Below are 21,401 nucleotides of genomic sequence, written 5' to 3' on the forward strand. Positions count from 1 at the left end.
TTCGGACGTCCTGTCACAAGATCCGCCCCTAGCCCGCCTATACTGGTTGCGGCTAACCCGCTTTTCGGCCGAGGACTGGAGCAGTAGATTGTTCAAAAAACGCACACTCTACCTGAGCGCCGCCCTGCTCACCCTGCCATTGGTCGCCAACGCCACCGATGCGCCCTTCGCCACCAGCGTCGATCTGCGCCCATTGCTGGCTCAATTGATGCAGCGCTGCAGCCCATTACCGACAAGCCTAGACGAGAATGCTCAGGGCCTGCTGCAGGCTTTTTATGCGCAACGCGACGGCCAACCGGCCTGGCAGAACAGCGAACAACTGCTGCAATTGCGCGAACAGCTGGCGCAATTGGAAGATGACGGCCTGCAGCCCAGTGACTATCTGCTGCCCAGCCTGGTCGCAGAAAGTTTTGTCGAGCAGCGCGACTGCGCGGAACTGCTGACCAGCCACAGCTACCTGCAGGCCCTGCTGCACCTGCGTCGCGGCCGCTTGCTGCAACAGCGCATGGAACCGCTGTGGCAGGCGCCAGGGCAAACCAACCCGGACCCGCAACTGGCGACCCTCTCGCTGGCCCTGCTGCATCTGCATACGCCGTCCCTGGCCTTTGCCAGCGCACGGCCGGCTACGGTGCAATACCAGCGGCTGCGTAGCGCTTATGCACAACAGCGCATGCAGCCGCTGCAGGAGTGGACGACGCTCGCCAGCGGCGCACAGCTCAAACCCGGCGGAAAGGATGCGCGACTGCCAGCATTGCGCGCACGCCTGATCGCCCAGGGCTACCTGGCTGTACCGCTAGAAGAACTGGGCAGCACGTATGATCTGGCCACACAAAGCGCCCTGGAGAATTTTCAGCGCGACCACGGACTCAACCCAGATGGCATCCTCGGCCCCGCCAGCCTGACCGAGCTGAATATCAGCCCACAGCTGCGCCGTGAGCAGCTGCGCGCCAACCTTGAGCGCCTGCGCTGGCTGGCCGACTCTATGGGCAAGGCCGAAGTGCTGATCAATGTTGCGGCCGCCGAAATCCAGGTGCAGCGCGATAACCAGCTGCTTTGGCGCAGCCGCACCCAGGTCGGCCGCGCCGAACGGCAAACGCCGCTGCTCGCCTCCAGCATTATGCGGCTGACGCTCAATCCGACCTGGACCGTGCCGCCGACCATTCTGCGTGAAGACAAATTGCCGGCTATTCGCGACGACATCAGCTACCTGGAGCGCCATCAGATGAGTGTTCTCGACCGTGACGGTAACCTGCTCGACCCGCAGAGCATTGACTGGGAAAGCCCCGGAGCGATCCGCCTGCGGCAGTCGGCCGGTAGCCATAACCCGCTCGGCCGCGTCGCTGTGCGCTTCGACAATCCATTCGCGGTCTACCTGCACGACACCCCCAGCCAGCAGCTGTTCAGCAAGGCACCGCGCGCCTTCAGTTCGGGCTGCGTAAGGGTCGAGGCGGTCGACACCCTACTCGCCTGGCTGCTCACCCCGGATGAGCTGAGCAGCGTACAAACGCGTATCGCCAGCGGCGAAACCCAGCAATACCGCCTGCAACATCCGGCGCCGCTGCTGATTGCCTATTGGACGGTCGAAGCCAGCAAGGACGGTGCACTGCGCTACTACCCGGACATCTACGCGCGCGACATGCGCCTGGTCAAAGCGCTGGCGCCAAACGTGCACTGATCGGCCGCCATGACCGTTGATCGGCACACTCTGCAACGCCATCGACAGCAGTGCCAACGCCAACTGTGCTTAGATAGCTGAACAGCTAATCCGCAGACTAAAACCCACCAAGGAGCTACACCACATGGAAATCGGCAGCGTCATCTTTCTCTTTGTCGGCCTCGCCGTCGCCATCGTTTTTATGGGCTTCAAGGTCGTGCCGCAGGGTTTTGAATGGACGGTGGAGCGCTTCGGTCGCTACACCAACACCCTTAAGCCGGGCCTGAACATCATCGTCCCGGTAATGGACAAAGTCGGCCGCAAGCTCAACGTAATGGAAAACGTGCTGGATATTCCGCCGCAGGAAGTGATCACCGCCGATAACGCCACGGTGCAGATCGACGCCATCTGCTTCTTCCAGATCATCAATTCGGCCCAGGCCGCCTACGAGGTGAACAACCTCGAACACGCCATCCGCAACCTGGTGATGACCAATATCCGTACCGTGCTCGGCTCCATGGAGCTGGATGCCATGCTCGGCCAGCGCGATGCGATCAACGAAAAGCTGCTACGCACCGTTGATGAAGCCACCGCGCCCTGGGGCATCAAGATCACCCGTATCGAGATCAAGGACATCAGCCCACCCGCCGATCTGATGGCCGCCATGTCCGGGCAGATGAAAGCCGAGCGGATCAAGCGCGCACAGATTCTCGAAGCCGAAGGCCTGCGCGCCGCTGCCATCCTTACCGCCGAAGGGCAGAAGCAGGGCGACATCCTTAAGGCCGAAGGCCAGCGCCAGGCTGCCTTCCTCGAAGCCGAAGCGCGCGAACGTGCCGCCCAGGCAGAAGCTGAAGCCACGCGCATGGTTTCCGAAGCCATCGCCCAGGGCAACGTGCAGGCGGTTAACTACTTCGTCGCGCAGAAATACATCGAAGCCCTCGGCCAACTGGCCAGCGCCAATAACAGCAAAGTCATCCTGATGCCGCTGGAAGCCAGCCAGGTGATCGGCGCAGTTGGCGGTATCAGCGAAATTGTCAAAGCCACCTTCGGCGAGAAGAAGGGTTAAACCATGTGGGACTTTTTACAGCACCTGTCGTACTGGAACTGGCTGGCGTTCGGCACCCTGCTGCTGATCCTCGAAGTGTTCGGTGCCGGGGGCTATCTGCTGTGGATCGGCCTGGCCGCCGCCAGCGTCGGCCTGCTGACCTTTATCTTCCCGGGCCTGCCCTGGGCTGCGCAGTTCATCCTGTTCGGCCTACTGTCGATACTCACCGCAGTGTTCTGGTGGCAGCGCCAACGCAGCGCCGCCAAGCCTTCCGACCAGCCAGGGCTGAACCAGCGTGGCAGCGAATTCATGGGACGCACCTTTGCCCTGCATGAAGCCATCCATGAGGGGCGTGGCAAGATAAAAGCCGGAGACTCGTTGTGGTTGGTCAGCGGCCCGAATCTACCGGCGGGCACGCCGGTGCGCGTGGTGGGTCAGGACGGTGTGGTGCTGCGGGTCGAAGCCGAGCAATCGGCCTAACAGGCAAACCGGCACTGGCGGACAACGCCCAGTGCCGGTTTGCTGCCTGTCACTCAGGCAAGGCGTACACCTTGAACAGCGCCTTGACCATATCCCCCGGCTCACCGAAGTAGCGACCGTAAATCTGCTCCAACTCACCGGAGCGCTGCGCCTTGCTCAGGGCCGTGTCGACTAACAGGCGGAAGTCTTCGTCACCACGCGTTAAGGCCATCGCCACCGGGGCGAATTCGTAGATTCGCTCCAGCACCTGCATATCACTGGCATCATCACGCTTGGCCAGGTAATTCTTCAGGACCATGCGCTCAGAAAAGAACGCATCGGCCTTACCCTCGGCCACCAACTGCACCCCCTCCTCCTGGCTGCTGACGGTCACCACCTTAGCGACAACACCCAGCATGCGTTGCTGCTTGCGAATCCAGGCTTCTGTCGCTTCGCCCTGTTTAACCGCATAGGTATGGTTAGCCAAGCCGCGATTGACCGTGGCGCGCCAAGTCGGTCCGCTGTGTGCCACCTCACCGTTGAGCACCTTGAGCAAAGCCTCGGGCGCATCCTTGCGCACCAAGACCGCCAGCCCGGCGGTGTAGATGGGCAGGGAGAAACTGACGTGCTTACGCTGACTGAGGCTTTCCACACTAGGCGAGCAGAGCAGGTCGAGCGAACCGTCACGCACGGCGCTCAGCCCTTGTGTCGCCTTCACAGACTGATAGCGCACCTGCAGCGCAGGCAGGTTCAGTTCGGTTTTGACCTGTTCGACCACCTTCTCGCACAGCTCAATCGCATAGCCGCCGACTTCGCCGTTTTGCAGGCTGCTGAACGGGGCAATGTCGTCGATGTAGCCCAGATTAAGCGTGTTGCTGCTTTCGATGCGCTGCAACGTCTCGGCGTGGGTTACAGGCGACAGCGCCAGGAGGCAGGCCAGCAGCAGGTTGAACGGATTACACAGGTGAAGATTCATATCCATATCCCCAGATTCAAAGGGTTTACTGGCCATTACGCCTTACCGGGCGCGGGTTGCTCGGCAACAAAGCGTTTGGCGATAAAGCCGTACAGCAGATAACCCAACGCCAGCACCAGCATCGCGCCGAACACCGCATCCTTGCCCGAGGCATACAGGGCGTAGAAGCAATAAACCATCGCCACCATCAGCACCACCACGTTGCGGGTATAGATCGCCGCGCTGACGCGGGCCTTGTACATGATCACCAACAACCCGGAGAGCGCCGTGACATAGGGAATCAGGTTGGTAACGGCCGCCAGATTGACCAACTTGCTGAACTGCGCGCTGGCGTTCGGCGAGATAGTCGAAAGCGCCAACAGGGTTTGCAACACCCCGCACACGATCATGCCGATCACCGGTGCATTGGCCGCCGTCACCTTGCCGAACAGTTTGAGGAACATGCCCTGATCCGCCGTGACCTTGGCCGTTTGCGCCAAAGTGAACTGCCAACCCAGCAGCGAGCCGATACAGGCCATGACAGCCAGGCCCATGATGATGTTGCCGATAAAGGGGTTGAACATCTGCGCATAGACATAGGCAAATGGCGCGCTGGAGTTGGCCAGTTCGGCATTCGGTACGATGCCCTGAATCACCGTGGTCGACAGCACATACACCACGGCTGCGCCGAGGGTGCCAAACAGGCAGGCCAGCGGCACATTGCGCTCGGGGTTTTCCACCGCATCGGAGTTCTGCGCCGCCGATTCCATGCCGAGGAAGGCCCACAGAGTCAGCGGAATACTCTGCGCAATGGCATCGCTGATCTTCAGGCTGTGCGGGTTCCAGGCATCCTTCAACACCGCAGGGTCAAACCAGAACCAGCCGATCAGGCTGAGCCCCGCCACCGGGATGATCACGCCCCAGACAGTGATCGCACCAATTCTGCCGGTGATACGCGGGCCGCCGAAGTTGGCCACTGTGGTCAGCCAGATCAGCCCGACCGTGCCGACAAACAGCGGAATCGCGCCACTGCCCAGCCAGGGGAAGAACGGCGTGAGATAACCCACCGCAGAAATGCCGATGGCCACGTTGCCGATGGCCAGCGAAAGGAAATACAGAAACGAACAGAGGAAGAACGCCGACTTGCCGTGCGCTTCCTCGGTATAGGCCGACATACCGCCCGAGCGGTGGCAGTAAATGCCGCATTGGGCGAAACAATAGGCAATGGCCATGGAGCCGACTGCCGTGATGATCCACGACAGCAACGAAACCGCGCCCAACTGGGCCATGCTCGACGGTAACATGATGATGCCGGAGCCCATCATATTGACCGACACCAGGGTGGTGAGCCCCACCAGGCTCATCTTCTTGCTTGACTCAGCCATCGACCTCTCCTTGTTCTTTGCGTGGCACTGGCGCGGCCAGCAGCCAAGGCTGCCGGCCCGGAGTGGCTAAGCGTTACTGTTTGACCACATAGACCTTGTAAGTCAGCCCACCCTGACCATCGCGCTCAATCTCGACGCCATGGTTGTCGTGCTCGAAACCGGGGAAGTGGCTGTCGAACAGCTCCATCGCCAGCAGGTAATCGATGATCGCTTGCTTGTCCGCGCCAGCCTTCTCGCCCGGCATCATCAGCGGAATGCCCGGTGGGTACGGCACAACCTGCACGGCCACGGTACGGTCACGCATGTCACGCACGGCGATCTGCTCGATCTGGCCTTTCACCAGCTTGGCAAACGTCGCCCGCGGTGATGACACCACATCCGGCAACAGACTGAAGGCGGCGTCCATGTTGTGCAGCAGCTGGGAGGCGAGCATGTCCGCATGCATGGCGTCGGCCAGGTCCTTGAGGCCCATGCCGGCGTAACGCTCGCCATGGCTAGCGACCAGCTCAGGCATCACCAATTCCAGCGAGGCGTTGCTGTCGTAGTGCTTCTTGAACTCCATCAGCCCGGCGACCAGTGAGCCCCACTTGCCCTTGGTTACGCCCAGGCTGAACAGCAGCAGAATCGAATACGGCTCGGTCTTTTCCACCACGATGCCGCGGCTGGCAAGGAACGACGACACCAGCGGCGCCGGAATGCCGCCGGCCTCCATCTGCCCTTCCAAGGTCTGCCCAGGGGTCAGCACGGTGACCTTGATCGGGTCGAGCATGCAGTAATCGCGGCCCAGGTCGCCAAAGCCATGCCAGCTGGCGCTTGGTTTGAGCACCCAGGCATCGCCCTGGCGTAACGTCTGCGGGTCGAGGTCGGCAAAAGGCACGCCGTTGACCTCATCCGGTTGCCACACGCCAAACCACCAATCCTGCGGCTTGCGTTTACGCACCTCATTACCCAGACGCACCATGGCCTGGCGGAAGGCGATGGCTTCGCCGATGGACTCATCGGTGAGGTACTCGCCGGCATCATCCATCATCTTCGCCGACACATCGGTGGAGGCGAGGATGCTGTATTGCGGCGAGGTCGAGGTGTGCATCATGAAAGCTTCGTTGAACAGCGCCGGCTTGACCGGCACCTTGCCCGAACGGATATGGATCATCGAGGCCTGCGACAGCGCCGCCAGCAGCTTGTGGGTCGAGTGGGTGACGGTCACTGTGGCGTCATCGGCATGCCGTTCGCCACGGTGCATGCCGTAGCGGCCTTCATACAGCGGATTGAAGCGCGCGTAGGCATACCAGGCTTCGTCGTAGTGAATCCGGTCGACGCTCTGGCTCAGTTCGCGGGTGGTGGTCTGCACGTTGTAGCAAAGGCCGTCGTAGGTCGAGTTGGTCAGCACCGCCAGTACCGGACGGGCCTGTTTGTCGGTCATCAGCGGACTTTCGGCGATTTTCTGCGCCACCGCCTCGGGCATCAGCTCGCTGCGCGGCACCGGGCCGATCAGCCCGCGGGCGTTACGCCGTGGCCGCAGGTACAGCGGCACCGCACCGGACATATTCAGCGCGTAGTTCAGCGACTTGTGGCAGTTGCGATCGACTAGCACCGCATCGCCATCGGTGACCGCCGAGTGCAGGACGATCTCGTTGCTGGCTGAACTGCCGCCGACCGAGAAGAAGGTGTAATCGGCGCCAAACACCCGCGCGGCATTCTTTTCCGCCTCGGCAATCGGCCCGGAGTGATCATTCAGCGAGCCCAGCTCACCCACCGATACGCTGAGGTCGGAGCGCAGCATCTGCTCGCCGTAGAAGTCGAGAAAACTGCGCCCCACTGCGGTTTTCATAAAGGCGGTGCCGCCGGTATGCCCAGGGGTGTGCCAGGAGTATTCATGGGTGTCGGCGAAGTTCACCAGGGCGCCAAAAAATGGCGGCAGGATGCTGTCCAGGTAGCGCCGGGCAGCGGCTTCGATGCGACCAGCGACAAACGCCGGGCTGTCTTCTGGCTGCCAGATAAAGCCGTCGATATTTTCGACAAACTCCAGCGGCACCCGGCTCTGATGCGCCTGGCTCATGCCGAGCATGATCGGCAGCTGTGCGGTGCGCTGGCGGATCAGCTGAATCAGGTGCAGCGCTAACGGCAGGTTCTCCTCGCACAAGCCCCAGCCGAGAATGACGCAGCAATAGGCTGGGTCGGCGCGAAAGGCGATTTCCGCGTCATCTAGCGAGCTGACTCGCTCAACCTCCAGGCCATGTTGCTGCAAGGCCCGACCCACCGCCTCGGCGCTGCGCAGCACGATGCTGTCCGGGTGCTCCAGGGTGTTGACCACAATCAGCACCGGGTAACGCTGGGCCAGGGATGCCGGCAACGGCACTTTCGCATGACTCATGATGAACTCCTTGTATTAGACCTGATGGGTGCCAAGCCTTGGCAGGTTGTTGAAAAACTACCTGCGTTGCCATCGCGGCGTTAAAAACAGACTCAAAATGCTCATTTACAACTCGTAAACTCCGCTTTTTCGCCTGTTTTTGCCTTGCGCTGGCTGCCTCGCCAACGTTTTTCAACAGCCTGTTAGCGCTTGAGGCACCAGAAGTGGTAGCCGCCGTCCTGATGCACGGCGCCCTCTACCTCTTTCTCGAAACCGGGGAAGTGGTTGCCCCAATCCTGCAGGGCCTGGATGTAGCGAATCCACGGGCCATCCAGCGGACCGAGGTTCTCGCCGGGCATGACAATCGGGATGCCCGGTGGATAGGGCATGATGCCGACCCCGGTAACCCGACCTGCTGCCTGTTGCAGCGGCAACAGTTCAACCTCGCCGGCTTGCAGCGCCTGGAACGCGGCACGTGGCGTTGTTTCGATCAGCGGCAGGTTGCCGAAGGCTTCGGCCTGCAGGGCGTCCATGCGGCTGCTGCGCATGTACTCGAACATCTCGCTGCTGAGGTCACGCAGGCCCATGCCGCGGTAGCGCTCAGGCGCCTGGGCGACCAGATCAGGCAGCACCCTTTCCAGCGCGACATTGCCGTCGTAGTGGCGCTTGAAGGCCAGCAGCACGTTGATCAGCGTGCCCCACTTGCCCTTGGTCACGCCGATGCTGAACAGGCACAGCACCATAAAATCGGTGATGCGCGACGGCACGATGTTGTTGCGATAGAGAAAGGCACCGAGGATTGGCGCGGGGATGCCATCCGCCAACAATTGGCCGTCGGCGCCCATGCCCGGCACCATGATGCCGACCTTGATCGGGTCGAGCATGCACCAGCCTTTTTCCAGGCCAGCGAAACCATGCCATTCGGCGCCTGGCTCCAGCTCCCAGCAGGCGGGATCGCTGGCCAGTTGCTCGGCATCGGCGTCGGCAAAATCAACCGTCTTGCCGGTTTTGCTATCGCAGACCTGCGGCGCGTTCCATGGCTGGAAGAACCAGTCGCCACGGCTGGCGAACTCGCGGTGGGTGCGCGCCAGCGCCTGGCGGAAATCCACCGCCTCGCGCAGCGAATCCTGGGTCAGGCTATAGCCGCCGTTGCCATCCATCATCGCCGCGCCCACCTCGTTGGAGGCGAACAGCGCGTACAACGGCGAGGTACTGGCCTGAATCACGAAGGATTCATTGAAGCGGCTGTGCTCGACCGGGTTGCGGCCGTTGCGGATATGGATAAACGAGGACTGCGACAGCGCCGCCAGCAACTTGTGGGTCGAGTGGGTAGCAAACACCGTAGGGCCATCGGCCGGGTGGCTGGCGGGGTCGCCACGCATGGCGTAACGCCCCTGGTACAGCGGATTGAAGCGCGCGTAGCCGTACCAGGCCTCATCGAAGTGAATGCGCTCACTGCTCTGCGCCAGCATGCTCTCGGCGCGTTCGGCGTGCAGGCACATGCCGTCATAGGTGCAATTGGTGACCACGGCATACACGGGCTTGCTGCCCTTGGCCTGGGCGCGCAGCGGGTGGTTGGCGATGGCGGCCTGGATGCGCTGCGCATCGAACTGCGCGGGCAACAGTGGGCCGATAATCCCGTAGCGGTTGCGTGTCGGCGTCATATACAGCGGCAGGCCGCCAGTCAGCACCAGGCCTTGCTCGATGGATTTGTGGCAATTACGGTCGCACAGGGCGAACTGGTTTTCACCGACACAGGCCATAAAGATCGCCCGGTTGGAGCCAGAGGTGCCGTTGAGTACCGAGTAGCTGGCGTGGGCGCCAAAGATCCGCGCCACATAGGCTTCGGAGTCTGCCACTGGGCCGCTGTGGTCGAGCACTGAACCAAGGCTGCCGCGCTCGATACCGCTGTCGGTGCGAAACAGGTTTTCCCCGAAAAAGTCGAAGAACACCCGGCCCACCGGCGACTTGGTAAAGGCAATCCCACCCTGATGCCCCGGCGCAGCCCAAGAGTGTTCATCTTTCATGGTGTAGCGCAGCAATGCATCGGTAAACGGCGGCAGCAGGTGTTCAAGGTAGCGGTTGATCGCGGCAATCACCCGACCGACGACAAAGGGCGCGGTGTCTTCGAGCATCCAGACAAACTCGTCGGCCAGCCCCATGGCCTCCACCGTGATGCTCTTCTTGGCATTACGATCGGCCATCAGAAATACCGGAACGTTTTCGTTGCGCTGGCGAATGCTACGCAGCAACTCCAGCGCCTGGGCGTGGGAGCTGTCGTCATTCTTGCCCAGGGTCCAATCGACGCAGATGCAATGCAGCGCCGCATCGGACATCACCGCCGCCAACCCATCCTCGTAGGAGGTGGCCTTGATCAGCTCGGCATTGCGGCTGGCAAATTCGTCGACCAGCTCGTTGAGCACACGCCCACGCATGCTGGCAGGGCTGCCGAGGTCATCGTCGACCATCAGCACGCGCATTTTCAGGGGTTTGTTGGTTCGCCCAATCATCAACCTGCCTCCATCGTCCTTTTGCGCAAATGCAGTCGCACTGCCCATACCCTGACATCCAGTAACCGTGCGGGGGGTTAGTGCATAGAAACCGGGGAATTGATGCATGCCCACTCAACGCACTATGCACCGAGCGGCGAAACATCTTGTGACATGGATCAACAGCCTAGTCAGCATCGCGGGCCGCGCAAACTTTCTGACCGAACAAACAGCTGAGTGCGACGAATAGCCGTGCTAGAGCGGCACAGTGCCATTACGAGGGATGGGCAAAGACGCAGAAACAACAAAGCCCCGCGAGGCGGGGCTTTGTTTTGCAGCTAAGCGGGAAGCTTAAGCGTCGCTATCGGCTGTGGCCTTGTACGCGGCCGCATCCAGCAGCTTGTCCAGCTCGCTGGCATCGCTTGGCTTGAGCTTGAAGAACCAGCTGCCGTACGGATCGCTGTTGACGCTTTCCGGGGTGTCGGCCAGGCCATCATTGATCGCGATGACTTCACCGGAAACTGGTGCATAGATGTCGGAAGCGGCCTTGACCGACTCTACCACCCCGGCTTCCTGACCGGCATTCAGGCTCTTGCCGACTTCTGGCAGCTCGATGAAGACCACATCACCCAGGGCTTCCTGCGCGTGATCGGAAATGCCTACGGTCACGCTGCCATCGGCTTCCAGGCGCGCCCACTCGTGGCTGGCGGCGTAACGCAGATCGGCGGGGATATTGCTCATGTGTCGTTCCTCATCTGACATGACGGCGACCACGCCGTCATGGAAATTTAGCAGGCCTTGGCCATACCGAAAGAAAGTCTTTAAAAACCTAGCGAGCCGCTCCAAAACGGGCGCTCTCGACCATCCATGGCTAACTCAAGGCTTAGATAAGCGCCTTGCCGTTACGCACAAAACTCGGCTTGACCACCCGCACCGGGTACCACTTGCCGCGAATCTCTACCTCGGCGCGCTCCTGAGTCGCCGCCGGTACGCGGGCCAGGGCGATAGACTTACCTAGGGTCGGCGAGAAGCTGCCGCTGGTAATCTCGCCTTCGCCCACCCCTTCAACCCGCACCACCTGATGCGCACGCAGCACGCCGCGCTCTTCCAGCACCAGGCCCACCAGCTTGGAGGGAACGCCTTCGGCCTTCTGCTTCTGCAGCGCGGCACGGCCAACAAAGCCACGGCTGGCCGGCTCCCAGGCGATGGTCCAGGCCATATTGGCGGCCAGCGGGGTAACGCTTTCGTCCATGTCCTGGCCGTAAAGGTTCATCCCGGCTTCCAGGCGCAGGGTATCGCGCGCGCCAAGACCGATCGGGGAAATACCGGCACCAACCAGCTCATTAAGGAAGGCCACCACTTCGCTGGCGGGCAGCATGATCTCCAGGCCGTCTTCGCCGGTGTAACCGGTGCGGGCGATAAACCACTCGCCATCGGGCTGGCCTTCGAACGGCTTGAGGCTCTGAATCAGGTTGGCGCGCGATTGACTGACCAGCTCGGCAGTCTTGCTGCGCGCATGCGGGCCTTGAATGGCCAGCATCGCCAGCTCGGCGCGCTCTTGCAGCTGCACGTCAAAGTCGACGCTCTGCAGGCGCATCCAGGCCAGGTCCTTGTCGCGGGTCGAGGCATTCACCACCACGCGGTAACCAAAGTCGGTCAGGTAGACAATCAAATCATCCACCACCCCGCCCTGCTCATTGAGCATGCCGCTGTAGAGGGCTTTACCGATACTTTGCAGGCGCTCGATATCATTGGCCAGCAGGTGTTGCAGATAGACCTTGGCCTGGCTGCCACTGACATCCACCACGGTCATGTGCGACACATCGAACACCCCACAGTCGCGACGCACCTGATGGTGCTCCTCGACCTGCGAGCCATAGTGCAACGGCATGTCCCAACCGCCGAAGTCGACCATCTTGGCACCCAGAGCGAGGTGCAGGTCATAGAGCGGTGTGCGCTGTCCCATAAGTGTCTCCTTGCGGGCTGGGCAGTGCAGCGGCAGCCCGGCTGAGCCCACACAATCGGGCACTGGCACGGGCTATCAAGATGATCGGCCGCTGCGAATGGCGCGCATTGTAGCCGCAACACCGGGGGCGGTCATCCCAACGTGGCAGCCTGTCGCGCAGGCCCGTTTGGCTAACCGTGACGGCGCGCCGAACGGCGGATCAGCAAAATCACCGGCAGCAGACCGACCAGCACCAGGGTCAGGGCCGGCAGCGCAGCGCGTGCCCACTCGCCTTCACTGGTCATTTCAAACACCCGCACCGACAGCGTGTCCCAACCAAAGGGGCGCATCAGCAAGGTGGCAGGCATTTCCTTGAGCACATCGACAAACACCAGCAACGCCGCCGACAGCGCACCCGGCACCAGCAGGGGCAGGTAGACCTTGAAGAACAGCCCGACGCCGCCAACACCGAGGCTGCGCGACGCTTCCGGCAAGGAGGGGCGGATGCGCGCCAGACTGTTTTCCAGCGGCCCGTAGGCTACCGCCATAAAGCGGATCATATAGGCCAGCAACAGCGCCGACAGGCTGCCGAGCAGAATCGGCTTGCCCGCACCGCCCAGCCAGCTAGACAGCGGAATCACCAGCTCACGGTCCAGATAACTGAAGGCCAGCATAATCGCCACCGCCAGCATCGAACCCGGCAGGGCATAGCCGAGGTTGGCCACGCCGACAGTGCCGCGCATCAAACGGGTCGGGGTTAAACGTCGAGAGAACGCCAGCAGCAAGGCCACACTGACGGTGATCAGCGCCGCCATCGCGCCCAGATACAAGGTGTGCAGGATCAATGCGCTGTAGCGTTCATCCAGATCGAAACGACCGCGCTGCCAGAACCAGACGATCAGCTGCAGCACCGGGATAACAAAGCCGCAGGCGAATACCAAACCGCACCAGGCACTGGCAGCCAGCGCCTGGCCGCCCTTGAGGTGATACAGCGCCTTGCCGCGCGGACGTTCATTCACCGGACGCACCGCACCGCGGGCGCGGCGCTCGCCGTAGAGCACCAACATCACCGCCAGCAGTAGTAGGCTGGCCAGTTGCGTGGCGCTGGTCAGGCTGTAAAAGCTGTACCAGGTCTTGTAGATGGCCGTGGTAAATGTATCGAAATTGAACACCGAGACCGCGCCGAAATCCGCCAGAGTTTCCATGATGGCCAGCGCCAGACCGGCGCCAATCGCCGGGCGCGCCATCGGCAAGGCTACGCGCCAGAACGCTCGCCAGGGGCTCAGACCAAGCACCCGTGCCGCTTCCATCAAGCCCTTGCCCTGGGCCAGAAAGGCATTGCGCGCGAGCAGGTAGACGTAGGGGTAGAACACCAGCACCAGCACGATGATCACCCCGCCGGTGGAACGCACCCGGGGAAAGCGCACGTCACTGCCGAACCACTCGCGCAGCAGGGTCTGCAGCGGGCCGGCGAAATCCAGCAGACCGACAAACACGAACGCCAGCACATAGGCGGGAATGGCAAATGGCAACATCAGCGCCCAGTCCAGCCAGCGCCTGCCGGGGAACTCACAGAGGCTGGTAAGCCAGGCCAGGCTCACGCCAAGCAGCGTCACACCCACGCCCACACCGAGGACCAACACCAGGGTATTACCGAGCAGACGCGGCAACTGGGTTTGCCACAGGTGCGCCCAGATCTGCTGGTCGACCTCGTGCCAACTAAACATCAGCACGCTCAGCGGCAGCAGCACCAGCAAGGCAACGGCAAAGGCGATGGGGTACCAGCGGCGCTGGGCAGGATGGGCCACGCAGAGTCCTCTACAGCGGAAAAGACAACGCCCCGCAAGTGCGGGGCGTCGGCAGTATAAAGCCAGCGCGTTGCAGGGTGGAAAACCGTGACGGCTTTTCCACCTGCCGGCTTAGCCCTGGCTTAGTTCCAGCCAGCGCGATCCATCAGCATGGTCGCTTCGGCCTGGCGCTTGCCGGCCACTTCGGTGGCGATCGAGTCAGCCTTGAAGGTGCCCCACGCGGCGACTTCCTTGGACGGTGCAACCGCCGGGTTGGCCGGGAACTCTTGGTTAACGCCGGCGAAGATGGTCTGCGCTTCTTCGGTGGTCATCCACTCCAGCAGCTTGCGCGCGGCTTCGGCGTTTGGCGCGTGCTTGGTCACACCGGCACCAGCCAGGTTGACGTGCACACCACGGTCGTTCTGGTTCGGCCAGTACGGCTTCACTTTCAGGTCAGGCTGCTGCTGGTGCAGGCGGCCGTAGTAGTAGGTGTTGGTGATGCCAACGTCGCACTGGCCGGCGTCGATGGCTTGCAGCAGCGCGGTGTCATCGGCGAACACGTCGGTGGCCAGGTTGTTGACCCAGCCTTTGACGATTTCTTCGGTTTTGGCCGCGCCATGGGTTTCGATCAGGGTGGCTGTCAGCGACTGGTTGTAGACCTTCTTGCTGGTACGCAGACACAGGCGGCCTTCCCAGTTCTTGTCAGCCAGGGCTTCGTAGGTGCTCAGCTCGCTCGGTTTAACCCGCTCGGTGGAGTAGAAGATGGTCCGCGCGCGCAGCGACAGGCCGGTCCAGCTGTCAGTGCTGGAGCGGTACTGGGCCGGGATATTGGCGTTGATAAGCTCAGATTTGGTCGGCTGCAGCACGCCTTCCTGCTCGGCTTGCCAGAGGTTGCCGGCGTCGACGGTGATCAGCAGGTCAGCCGGGGTATTGGCGCCTTCAGCCTTCAGACGCGCGATCAGCGGCGCTTCCTTGTCGGTGATGAACTTGACCTTGACCCCGGTTTTCGCGGTGTAGGCATCAAACACCGGCTTGATCAGCTCGTCGATACGCGAGGAATACACCACCACTTCATCGGCGGCCTGCGCTGTGCTGGCGAGCGCAGTGAGGGAGAGTGCGGCGAACAAGCCTTTGCTTACCTGCATGGTGTAATGCCTCTTGGTATAGACGAGTTAAGGTGCCAAATAGTAGTGAATGACATTTAGGTTCTCAACTCGTTATCTATTTAAACCTGTAACAAGTGCCTTCAATCCTCCTTATGCCACCGCCTGCTGCGTGGCCAATTGCTTGGCTTGCTCACGCAAAACAAACTTCTGCACCTTGCCGGTGCTGGTTTTCGGCAGGCAGGTAAACACCACGCAGCCCGGCACCTTGAAGCGCGCCATACGCTGCTGACAGAAGGCGATTACTTCCTCGGCCGTCAGCTCTGCACCTGGCTTGAGGGTGACGAAGGCGCAGGGGGTTTCGCCCCATTTGGCATGGGCCATGGCCACCACGGCCGCTTCCAAGATAAGCGGATGGCGATACAGCACGTCTTCCACCTCGATGGAGGAGATGTTCTCGCCGCCGGAAATGATGATGTCCTTGCTGCGATCCTTGATCTCGACATAGCCGTCAGCGTGCCACACCGCCAGATCGCCGGAGTGGAACCAGCCACCGGCAAAGGCCTCGGCGGTGGCTGAGGGGTTCTTCAAATAGCCTTTCATCACCACGTTGCCGCGCATCATGATTTCGCCGATGGTCTGACCGTCTTTTGGCACCGGTTGCAGGGTGTCCGGGTCGGCCACCATCAGGCCGTCGAGCAGCGGCGCTCGCACGCCCTGGCGGGATTTCAGGCGCGCACGCTGTTCCGGGCTTTCGCTATCCCACTCGCTTTTCCATTCGCAGGCCACGCTGGGGCCGTAGGTTTCGGTCAGGCCGTATACGTGGGTCACGCGAAACTCCAGGGCTTCCATGGCCTCGATTACCGCTGCGGGTGGTGCGGCGCCGGCGGTGAGCACTTTCACTGGACGGGTTTTCAGGACTTTCAGCGCGTCATCGGCATTAGCCAGCATATTCAGCACGATAGGCGCGCCGCAGAAATGGTCGACGCCATGTTCGGCAATCGCCGGGTAGATGGCCTCGGCGCGTACATGGCGCAGGCACACATTGACGCCGACATAGGCGGCCAGCGCCCAAGGGAAGCACCAGCCATTGCAGTGGAACATCGGCAGCGTCCACAGGTACACCGGGAAGCGGCTCATGTCCCAGCACATGGCGTTGGACAGGGCATTCAGGTGTGCGCCGCGGTGGTGGTAGACCACGCCCTTGGGGTTGCCGGTGGTGCCGGAGGTGTAATTGAGGGAGATCGCCTGCCACTCATCCGCCGGCAGCTGCCAGGCATAGTCCGGGTCGCCTTCGGCCAGCAGCGCCTCGTATTCCAGCTGGCCGATCAGCAGACCGTCAGCGTATTCCGGGTCATCGATGCCAATCACTAACGGCGGCTGTGGTAAGTGGCCGACCACGCGCTGGGCCAACTCGCCGAACTCCTTGTCCACCAGCAACACCTTGGCTTCGCCGTGCTGCAGGATAAAGGCGATGGCTTCGGCATCCAGGCGGGTATTGATGGCATTCAGCACGGCACCGCACATCGGCACACCAAAATGCGCCTCGAACATCGCCGGGCCGTTGGGCGCAATCACTGCCACGGTATCGCCCAAACCGATGCCGCGCTGAGCCAAGGCCGAGGCCAAACGAATACTGCGGCTATAGGTTTCGCCCCAGGTCTGCCGCAGGCTGCCGTTAATCAGCGCCAGGCGCTGCGGGTAGACGCTGGCGGCGCGCTCAAGAAAGCTCAGCGGGCTGAGCGCCTGAAAATTTGCCGCATCACGGGGCATGCCGTATTCGTAGGGATTGACGCTGTGCATTGTTGTTCTCCAGCTGGGCGTTGTGCGCAGAGACCATAGCAGCCGTAAGGTTTTTGCGATGCGCGACCTTGGTCGAAACCGTGACTCGCAAGTCAGCAATCACGTCAGCATAGGCATCCGAACAGCCATGCTGGGCGCTTGATCGCGGCGCAATAACCGCCGCAGAGCGTTCCAGACTGCGTGACAAGCCTCCATAGCCTTATCTCGGTTTGTCTGGCGTTATCTTTTCAAGGAGTTATCGAGTGACCTCACGCTTACCTGTGATCGTTGGTTTTGGTGGCTATAACGCGGCTGGGCGCAGCTCCTTCCACCATGGTTTTCGCCGCACCGTGATCGAGTCCATGGACACGCCCGCGCGCCAGCAGACCCTTGCCGGTCTGGCAGTGATGATGAAACTGGTCAAGGTGGTTGATGGCCACTATCAGGATGACGCCGGCAACACCCTGAGCCTGGCCGAGATCGACAGCCGCTTCGCCGAGCAGATTCTCGCCTCGACCCTGGTGCGCCGCATCGAAAAGCAGCATCTGGATGTCGACGCCGCGCACTGGCAGAAAACCATCGACATCAGCGCCACCGCCGGCCAGCCGCTGAGTTTTATCACCCTACGCAAGCACCTGCCCGAGCCGCTGCCATCCGACTGGACGGTGGACGAGTTGAACGCCAGCGAAGTACTGGTGACCCTGCACGACAACTGCGAATTCAAGGTCGACAGCTACCGCGCCCTGCCGGTGAAATCCGCCGGGCAGCTGCCCAGCGGCTTCGAACCGAGCGAGCTGTACAACGCACGCTTCCATCCGCGCGGTCTGGCCATGACCATCGTCGGCGTCACCGACGCCCTACGCGCCACCGGCATCGACTGGCAGACCATCATGCAGCACGTGGCACCGGACGAAGTCGCGGTGTTTGCCGGCAGCATCATGAGTCAGCTCGACGAAAACGGCTTCGGCGGCCTGATGCAGTCGCGACTCAAGGGCGGTCGCGTCACCGCCAAGCAGCTGGCCCTGGGCCTGAACACCATGCCGGCAGACTTTATCAACGCCTATGTGCTGGGCAGTGTCGGCACCACCGGCAGCGTCACCGGCGCCTGCGCAACTTTCCTTTATAACCTGCAGAAAGGCATCGAGCTGATCAGTTCGGGCAAGGCGCGGGTGGCCATCGTCGGCAACAGCGAAGCACCGATCAATCAGGAATGCATCGAGGGTTACGGCGCCATGGGCGCGCTGGCTACCGAAGATGGCCTGCGCCAGATCGAAGGCAACGAGACTGTTGATTTTCGCCGCGCCAGCCGCCCGTTTGGCGAAAACTGCGGCTTTACCCTGGCCGAAGCCTGCCAGTTCGTCGTGCTGATGGACGACGCCCTGGCGCTTGAGCTGGGCGCGGATATCCACGGCGCAGTGCCGGATGTGTTTATCAACGCCGATGGCTTTAAGAAATCCATTTCCGCCCCCGGCCCCGGCAACTACCTGACCGTAGCCAAGGCCGTGGCCAGCGCCGTGCAACTGTTGGGCATCGACTCAGTGCGTGAGCGCAGCTTCGTGCATGCCCACGGCTCCAGCACCCCGGCCAACCGGGTGACCGAATCAGAAATCCTCGACCGCATCGCCAGCGCCTTCGCTATTGCGCAATGGCCGGTCACCGCAGTGAAAGCCTTTGTTGGCCACTCCCTGGCCACCGCCAGTGGTGATCAGGTGATCTCCGCCCTGGGCAGCTTCAAATACGGCATCATCCCTGGCATCAAGACCATCGACGCCGTAGCCGACGACGTGCACCAGCATCACCTGAGCTTCGCCACCCAGGATCGTTCACGCGCACCCGAGCAGCTGGATCTGTGCGTAATCAACTCCAAGGGTTTTGGCGGCAACAACGCCAGCGCCCTGCTGCTGGCGCCTCATGTGGCCGAACGCATGCTGCGCAAGCGCCACGGCGAAGCGGCCTTTGCTGCCTACCTGCAGCGACGCAAAGCCACGCGCCAAGCCGCTCAGGCCTACGACGCGCAGGCGCTGCTGGGGGATTTGGGGATTATCTACAACTTCGGTAACGACCTGATCGACGATAAGCAGATCGAGATCAGCGCCGAGCAGATCAAGGTGCCGGGCTTCGCCCAGCCGCTGCTGTTCAAAAAGGACGAACGCTACGGCGATATGCTCGACTGAGCATCAGTGATGGGTTGGCCTGCGGCTAACCCATCCTACGGCCACGTCTTAATCCAACGCGCGGGCCAGCTGAATCAGCTCGGCGCGCCAGGGGGCGGCGGCCGGCAGCGCCAGAAAATACGGATTGAGCAACGACTCACGCGCCTCATAGGTCAGCACTTCGCCCTTGAGCGTCAGCACTTCACCACCCGCACCTTCCAGCACGCCTTGCGCCGCCGCGGTGTCCCACTGCGAGGTCGGCGCCAGGCGCGGGTAACAATCGGCATTGCCTTCGGCCAGTTGGCAGAACTTCAGCGAGCTGCCGACATTGGCCAATTGCAGATCACCAAAACGCTCGCTCAGCCCGGTCAACAACGCTTCCTGCGCTGGGCTGGAATGACGGCGGCTGGCCACCAGGGTAAAGGCCTCCTGCGGGGCCAGACGCACACGAATCGGCTCAGCCGTACCTGCCGCATCCGCGCGCCAAGCCCCAAGACCGGCACCGCCGTAATAGCACTGGCCGGTGGCCGGAATACCCACCACGCCAAACACCACGCGGCCCTGTTCGATCAACGCGACGTTGACGGTGAACTCTTCGGAGCCGGCGATAAATTCCTTGGTGCCATCCAGAGGATCGACCAGCCACCAGCGGCTCCACTGCGCACGGGTGCTCAGGGCAATATCGGCCGCCTCTTCGGACAACACCGGAATATCAGCCGCCAAGGCCAGCAGGCCGTCATTCAGAATATGGTGCGCGGCCATGTCGGCAGCCGTGACCGGCGACGCATCGGCTTTTTCATTCACCGTCACATCGGCGCGCCAATGCGGCAGCGTCACCGCGCCGGCCTGGCGCACCAGTTCGATTACTGCAGGAATCAGCGGGTGGCTCATGGCTTGGCTCATGGCTTAAAGATCCCACGCTGGGTCAGCACATCGCGGGCCAGGTACAGCGCGGCCAGGGCACGGCCTTCAGTGAACTGCGGATGCTGGATCAAACTCGACAGCTCGCGCAGGCTGGTCTGGTCGACACGCATCGGCTCCGGTTCATCGCCCGGCAGGCGTTCTTCATAGAGATCCGAGGCCAGCACCACCTGAATCTTCTGGCTCATATAACCCGGCGACAGGCTCAGCTCGGCCAGCAGCTCAAGTTTGTGCGCGCCAAAGCCGGCTTCTTCCTTCAACTCGCGGTTGGCCGCCACCAACACGTCCTCGCCCGGTTCGATCAGCCCTTTGGGCAGCGACAGTTGGTAGTCATCGGTGCCGCCGCAATATTCCTCGACCAGCAGGGCGTGCTCGGCATCGACCATCGCCACCACCATCACCGCGCCATAGCCGGAACCCTTGCCCACCAGCCGCTCATAGGTGCGCTCCACGCCGTTGCTGAAGCGCAGTTGCAGCTCCTCAACGCGGAACAGGCGGCTGCTGGCGACAATTTCGCGAGCGAGTACGGTGGGTTTCTGACGCATGGGGCGGCTCCTGGGCAGGACATAGCGGGTTATCATAGCGCGGCTTTTCCTATTATCTGCGTAGGAGATTGCGCGATCACGACGCCTGCGGCGCAAATCGCGACCGCCTGCGCATCTACCAGAAGAACTGCGCATGCCTGCCTTGCCCTGGAACGCCATCGACACCGTCCTGCTGGATATGGACGGCACCCTGCTCGACCTGCACTTCGACAACCACTTCTGGTTGCAGCACCTGCCGCAGCGCTATGCCGAGCACCACGGCGTCAGCCGCGCGCTGGCCGAAGCCGAACTGCTGCCGCTGTTTCGCGAGCACGCCGGCACGCTCAACTGGTACTGCACAGATTTCTGGAGCCGCGAGTTGAACCTGTCGATCCGCGACCTCAAGCGCGAAGTCGCGCACCTGATCGCCCTGCGCCCGGACGCCGACACCTTTATCCAGGCGCTGCGCCAGGCCGGCAAGCAGGTGGTGCTGATCACCAACGCGCACCGCGATTCGCTGTCGCTGAAGCTGGAACGCATCGAGCTGGCGCCCTACTTCGACCGGCTGATCAGCTCCCACGACTATGGCTTCCCCAAGGAAGACCAGCAGTTCTGGCACGCCCTGCAGCAGGACATCAGCTTCACACCGGCGCGCAGTTTGTTTATCGATGACAGCCTGCCGATCCTGCGCAGCGCCGGGCGCTTTGGCGTCGGCCACCTGCTCGCCGTGCGCCAGCCCGATAGCCAGGCGGGGCCGAAGGACACCGAGGAATTTGCAGCCGTCGAAGACTACCGCGCACTGTTGCAAGGGCTTTAACCTCACACCCGTTGTCCGCCCCAGGACGT

At 61.9% G+C, this 21,401-nt stretch carries 16 protein-coding genes; 5 read left to right on the top strand and 11 right to left on the bottom strand.

Annotated features, from left to right (window positions below; translation table 11 throughout):
- Window positions 1-88 precede the first annotated feature (88 nt).
- The 3 genes from ALTER154_RS07290 to ALTER154_RS07300 all read left to right on the top strand — a co-directional run bounded on the left by ALTER154_RS07290 (window position 89) and on the right by ALTER154_RS07300 (window position 3,179).
- Window positions 89-1,675: a murein L,D-transpeptidase gene (locus tag ALTER154_RS07290; RefSeq protein WP_160085853.1), complete on the top strand. Its 1,587-nt coding sequence runs from the start codon at window positions 89-91 to the stop codon at window positions 1,673-1,675.
- Between the two features lie 124 nt (window positions 1,676-1,799).
- On the top strand, window positions 1,800-2,720 hold the full coding sequence (locus ALTER154_RS07295; protein ID WP_090250305.1) for an SPFH domain-containing protein: 921 nt from the start codon (window positions 1,800-1,802) through the stop codon (window positions 2,718-2,720).
- 3 nt (window positions 2,721-2,723) lie between these two features.
- Entirely contained in the window at window positions 2,724-3,179 is a 456-nt protein-coding gene (locus ALTER154_RS07300) for an NfeD family protein (RefSeq protein ID WP_160085854.1), read from the top strand.
- Between the two features lie 49 nt (window positions 3,180-3,228).
- Here the strand turns inward: ALTER154_RS07300 and ALTER154_RS07305 are convergent, their stop codons facing one another.
- From ALTER154_RS07305 to ALTER154_RS07345, 9 genes are all read right to left on the bottom strand, one after another.
- Entirely contained in the window at window positions 3,229-4,134 is a 906-nt protein-coding gene (locus ALTER154_RS07305) for an amino acid ABC transporter substrate-binding protein (protein ID WP_160085855.1), read from the bottom strand.
- A gap of 35 nt (window positions 4,135-4,169) precedes the next feature.
- Window positions 4,170-5,498 (bottom strand): putrescine-ornithine antiporter, encoded by a 1,329-nt coding sequence (potE, locus tag ALTER154_RS07310; protein ID WP_160085856.1) that lies wholly within the window; start codon window positions 5,496-5,498, stop codon window positions 4,170-4,172.
- A gap of 73 nt (window positions 5,499-5,571) precedes the next feature.
- A complete protein-coding gene (locus ALTER154_RS07315; protein WP_160085857.1) occupies window positions 5,572-7,872 on the bottom strand; it encodes an Orn/Lys/Arg decarboxylase N-terminal domain-containing protein in 2,301 nt (766 codons plus the stop codon).
- Between the two features lie 182 nt (window positions 7,873-8,054).
- Complete coding sequence (locus tag ALTER154_RS07320) at window positions 8,055-10,361, bottom strand: Orn/Lys/Arg decarboxylase N-terminal domain-containing protein (RefSeq protein WP_160085858.1); 2,307 nt, start codon at window positions 10,359-10,361, stop codon at window positions 8,055-8,057.
- Between the two features lie 330 nt (window positions 10,362-10,691).
- Window positions 10,692-11,081: a glycine cleavage system protein GcvH gene (gene gcvH / locus ALTER154_RS07325; protein WP_160085859.1), complete on the bottom strand. Its 390-nt coding sequence runs from the start codon at window positions 11,079-11,081 to the stop codon at window positions 10,692-10,694.
- Between the two features lie 142 nt (window positions 11,082-11,223).
- Window positions 11,224-12,306 (bottom strand): glycine cleavage system aminomethyltransferase GcvT, encoded by a 1,083-nt coding sequence (gene gcvT, locus ALTER154_RS07330; RefSeq protein WP_160085860.1) that lies wholly within the window; start codon window positions 12,304-12,306, stop codon window positions 11,224-11,226.
- A gap of 170 nt (window positions 12,307-12,476) precedes the next feature.
- Window positions 12,477-14,093 (bottom strand): iron ABC transporter permease, encoded by a 1,617-nt coding sequence (locus ALTER154_RS07335; protein WP_160085861.1) that lies wholly within the window; start codon window positions 14,091-14,093, stop codon window positions 12,477-12,479.
- 122 nt (window positions 14,094-14,215) lie between these two features.
- Window positions 14,216-15,217 carry an extracellular solute-binding protein gene (locus ALTER154_RS07340; protein ID WP_160085862.1) on the bottom strand — a complete coding sequence of 334 codons (1,002 nt, stop codon included), beginning with the start codon at window positions 15,215-15,217 and terminating at the stop codon, window positions 14,216-14,218.
- 111 nt (window positions 15,218-15,328) lie between these two features.
- Window positions 15,329-16,978, bottom strand: a complete 1,650-nt coding sequence (locus tag ALTER154_RS07345; RefSeq protein ID WP_160085863.1) for an acyl-CoA synthetase — start codon at window positions 16,976-16,978, stop codon at window positions 15,329-15,331.
- A gap of 242 nt (window positions 16,979-17,220) precedes the next feature.
- On the opposite strand from ALTER154_RS07345, the gene ALTER154_RS07350 reads away from it, so the two are divergent.
- Entirely contained in the window at window positions 17,221-19,131 is a 1,911-nt protein-coding gene (locus ALTER154_RS07350; protein WP_160085864.1) for a beta-ketoacyl synthase, read from the top strand.
- 48 nt (window positions 19,132-19,179) lie between these two features.
- On the opposite strand, the gene cysQ is transcribed toward ALTER154_RS07350, so the two are convergent.
- Window positions 19,180-20,001, bottom strand: a complete 822-nt coding sequence (gene cysQ, locus ALTER154_RS07355; protein ID WP_160090054.1) for a 3'(2'),5'-bisphosphate nucleotidase CysQ — start codon at window positions 19,999-20,001, stop codon at window positions 19,180-19,182.
- 8 nt (window positions 20,002-20,009) lie between these two features.
- Window positions 20,010-20,576 carry an ADP compounds hydrolase NudE gene (gene nudE / locus ALTER154_RS07360; protein WP_160085865.1) on the bottom strand — a complete coding sequence of 189 codons (567 nt, stop codon included), beginning with the start codon at window positions 20,574-20,576 and terminating at the stop codon, window positions 20,010-20,012.
- A gap of 133 nt (window positions 20,577-20,709) precedes the next feature.
- Here nudE and yrfG point away from each other — a divergent pair, with 133 nt between their 5' ends.
- On the top strand, window positions 20,710-21,372 hold the full coding sequence (gene yrfG / locus ALTER154_RS07365; RefSeq protein WP_160085866.1) for a GMP/IMP nucleotidase: 663 nt from the start codon (window positions 20,710-20,712) through the stop codon (window positions 21,370-21,372).
- The last annotated feature ends 29 nt before the right edge of the window (window positions 21,373-21,401 follow it).

The organism is Pseudomonas sp. 9AZ, from assembly GCF_902506525.1.
Taxonomy (GTDB): domain Bacteria; phylum Pseudomonadota; class Gammaproteobacteria; order Pseudomonadales; family Pseudomonadaceae; genus Aquipseudomonas; species Aquipseudomonas peli.

Excerpts from the sequence above, each read along its gene's own strand:
- ALTER154_RS07295 (WP_090250305.1), top strand. The coding sequence starts at position 1,800 with ATGGAAATCGGCAGCGTCATCTTTCTCTTTGTCGGCCTCGCCGTCGCC.
- ALTER154_RS07300 (WP_160085854.1), top strand. The coding sequence starts at position 2,724 with ATGTGGGACTTTTTACAGCACCTGTCGTACTGGAACTGGCTGGCGTTC.
- ALTER154_RS07305 (WP_160085855.1), bottom strand. The coding sequence starts at position 4,134 with ATGAATCTTCACCTGTGTAATCCGTTCAACCTGCTGCTGGCCTGCCTC.
- potE (WP_160085856.1), bottom strand. The coding sequence starts at position 5,498 with ATGGCTGAGTCAAGCAAGAAGATGAGCCTGGTGGGGCTCACCACCCTG.
- ALTER154_RS07315 (WP_160085857.1), bottom strand. The coding sequence starts at position 7,872 with ATGAGTCATGCGAAAGTGCCGTTGCCGGCATCCCTGGCCCAGCGTTAC.
- ALTER154_RS07320 (WP_160085858.1), bottom strand. The coding sequence starts at position 10,361 with ATGATTGGGCGAACCAACAAACCCCTGAAAATGCGCGTGCTGATGGTC.
- gcvH (WP_160085859.1), bottom strand. The coding sequence starts at position 11,081 with ATGAGCAATATCCCCGCCGATCTGCGTTACGCCGCCAGCCACGAGTGG.
- gcvT (WP_160085860.1), bottom strand. The coding sequence starts at position 12,306 with ATGGGACAGCGCACACCGCTCTATGACCTGCACCTCGCTCTGGGTGCC.
- ALTER154_RS07340 (WP_160085862.1), bottom strand. The coding sequence starts at position 15,217 with ATGCAGGTAAGCAAAGGCTTGTTCGCCGCACTCTCCCTCACTGCGCTC.
- ALTER154_RS07345 (WP_160085863.1), bottom strand. The coding sequence starts at position 16,978 with ATGCACAGCGTCAATCCCTACGAATACGGCATGCCCCGTGATGCGGCA.
- cysQ (WP_160090054.1), bottom strand. The coding sequence starts at position 20,001 with ATGAGCCACCCGCTGATTCCTGCAGTAATCGAACTGGTGCGCCAGGCC.
- nudE (WP_160085865.1), bottom strand. The coding sequence starts at position 20,576 with ATGCGTCAGAAACCCACCGTACTCGCTCGCGAAATTGTCGCCAGCAGC.
- yrfG (WP_160085866.1), top strand. The coding sequence starts at position 20,710 with ATGCCTGCCTTGCCCTGGAACGCCATCGACACCGTCCTGCTGGATATG.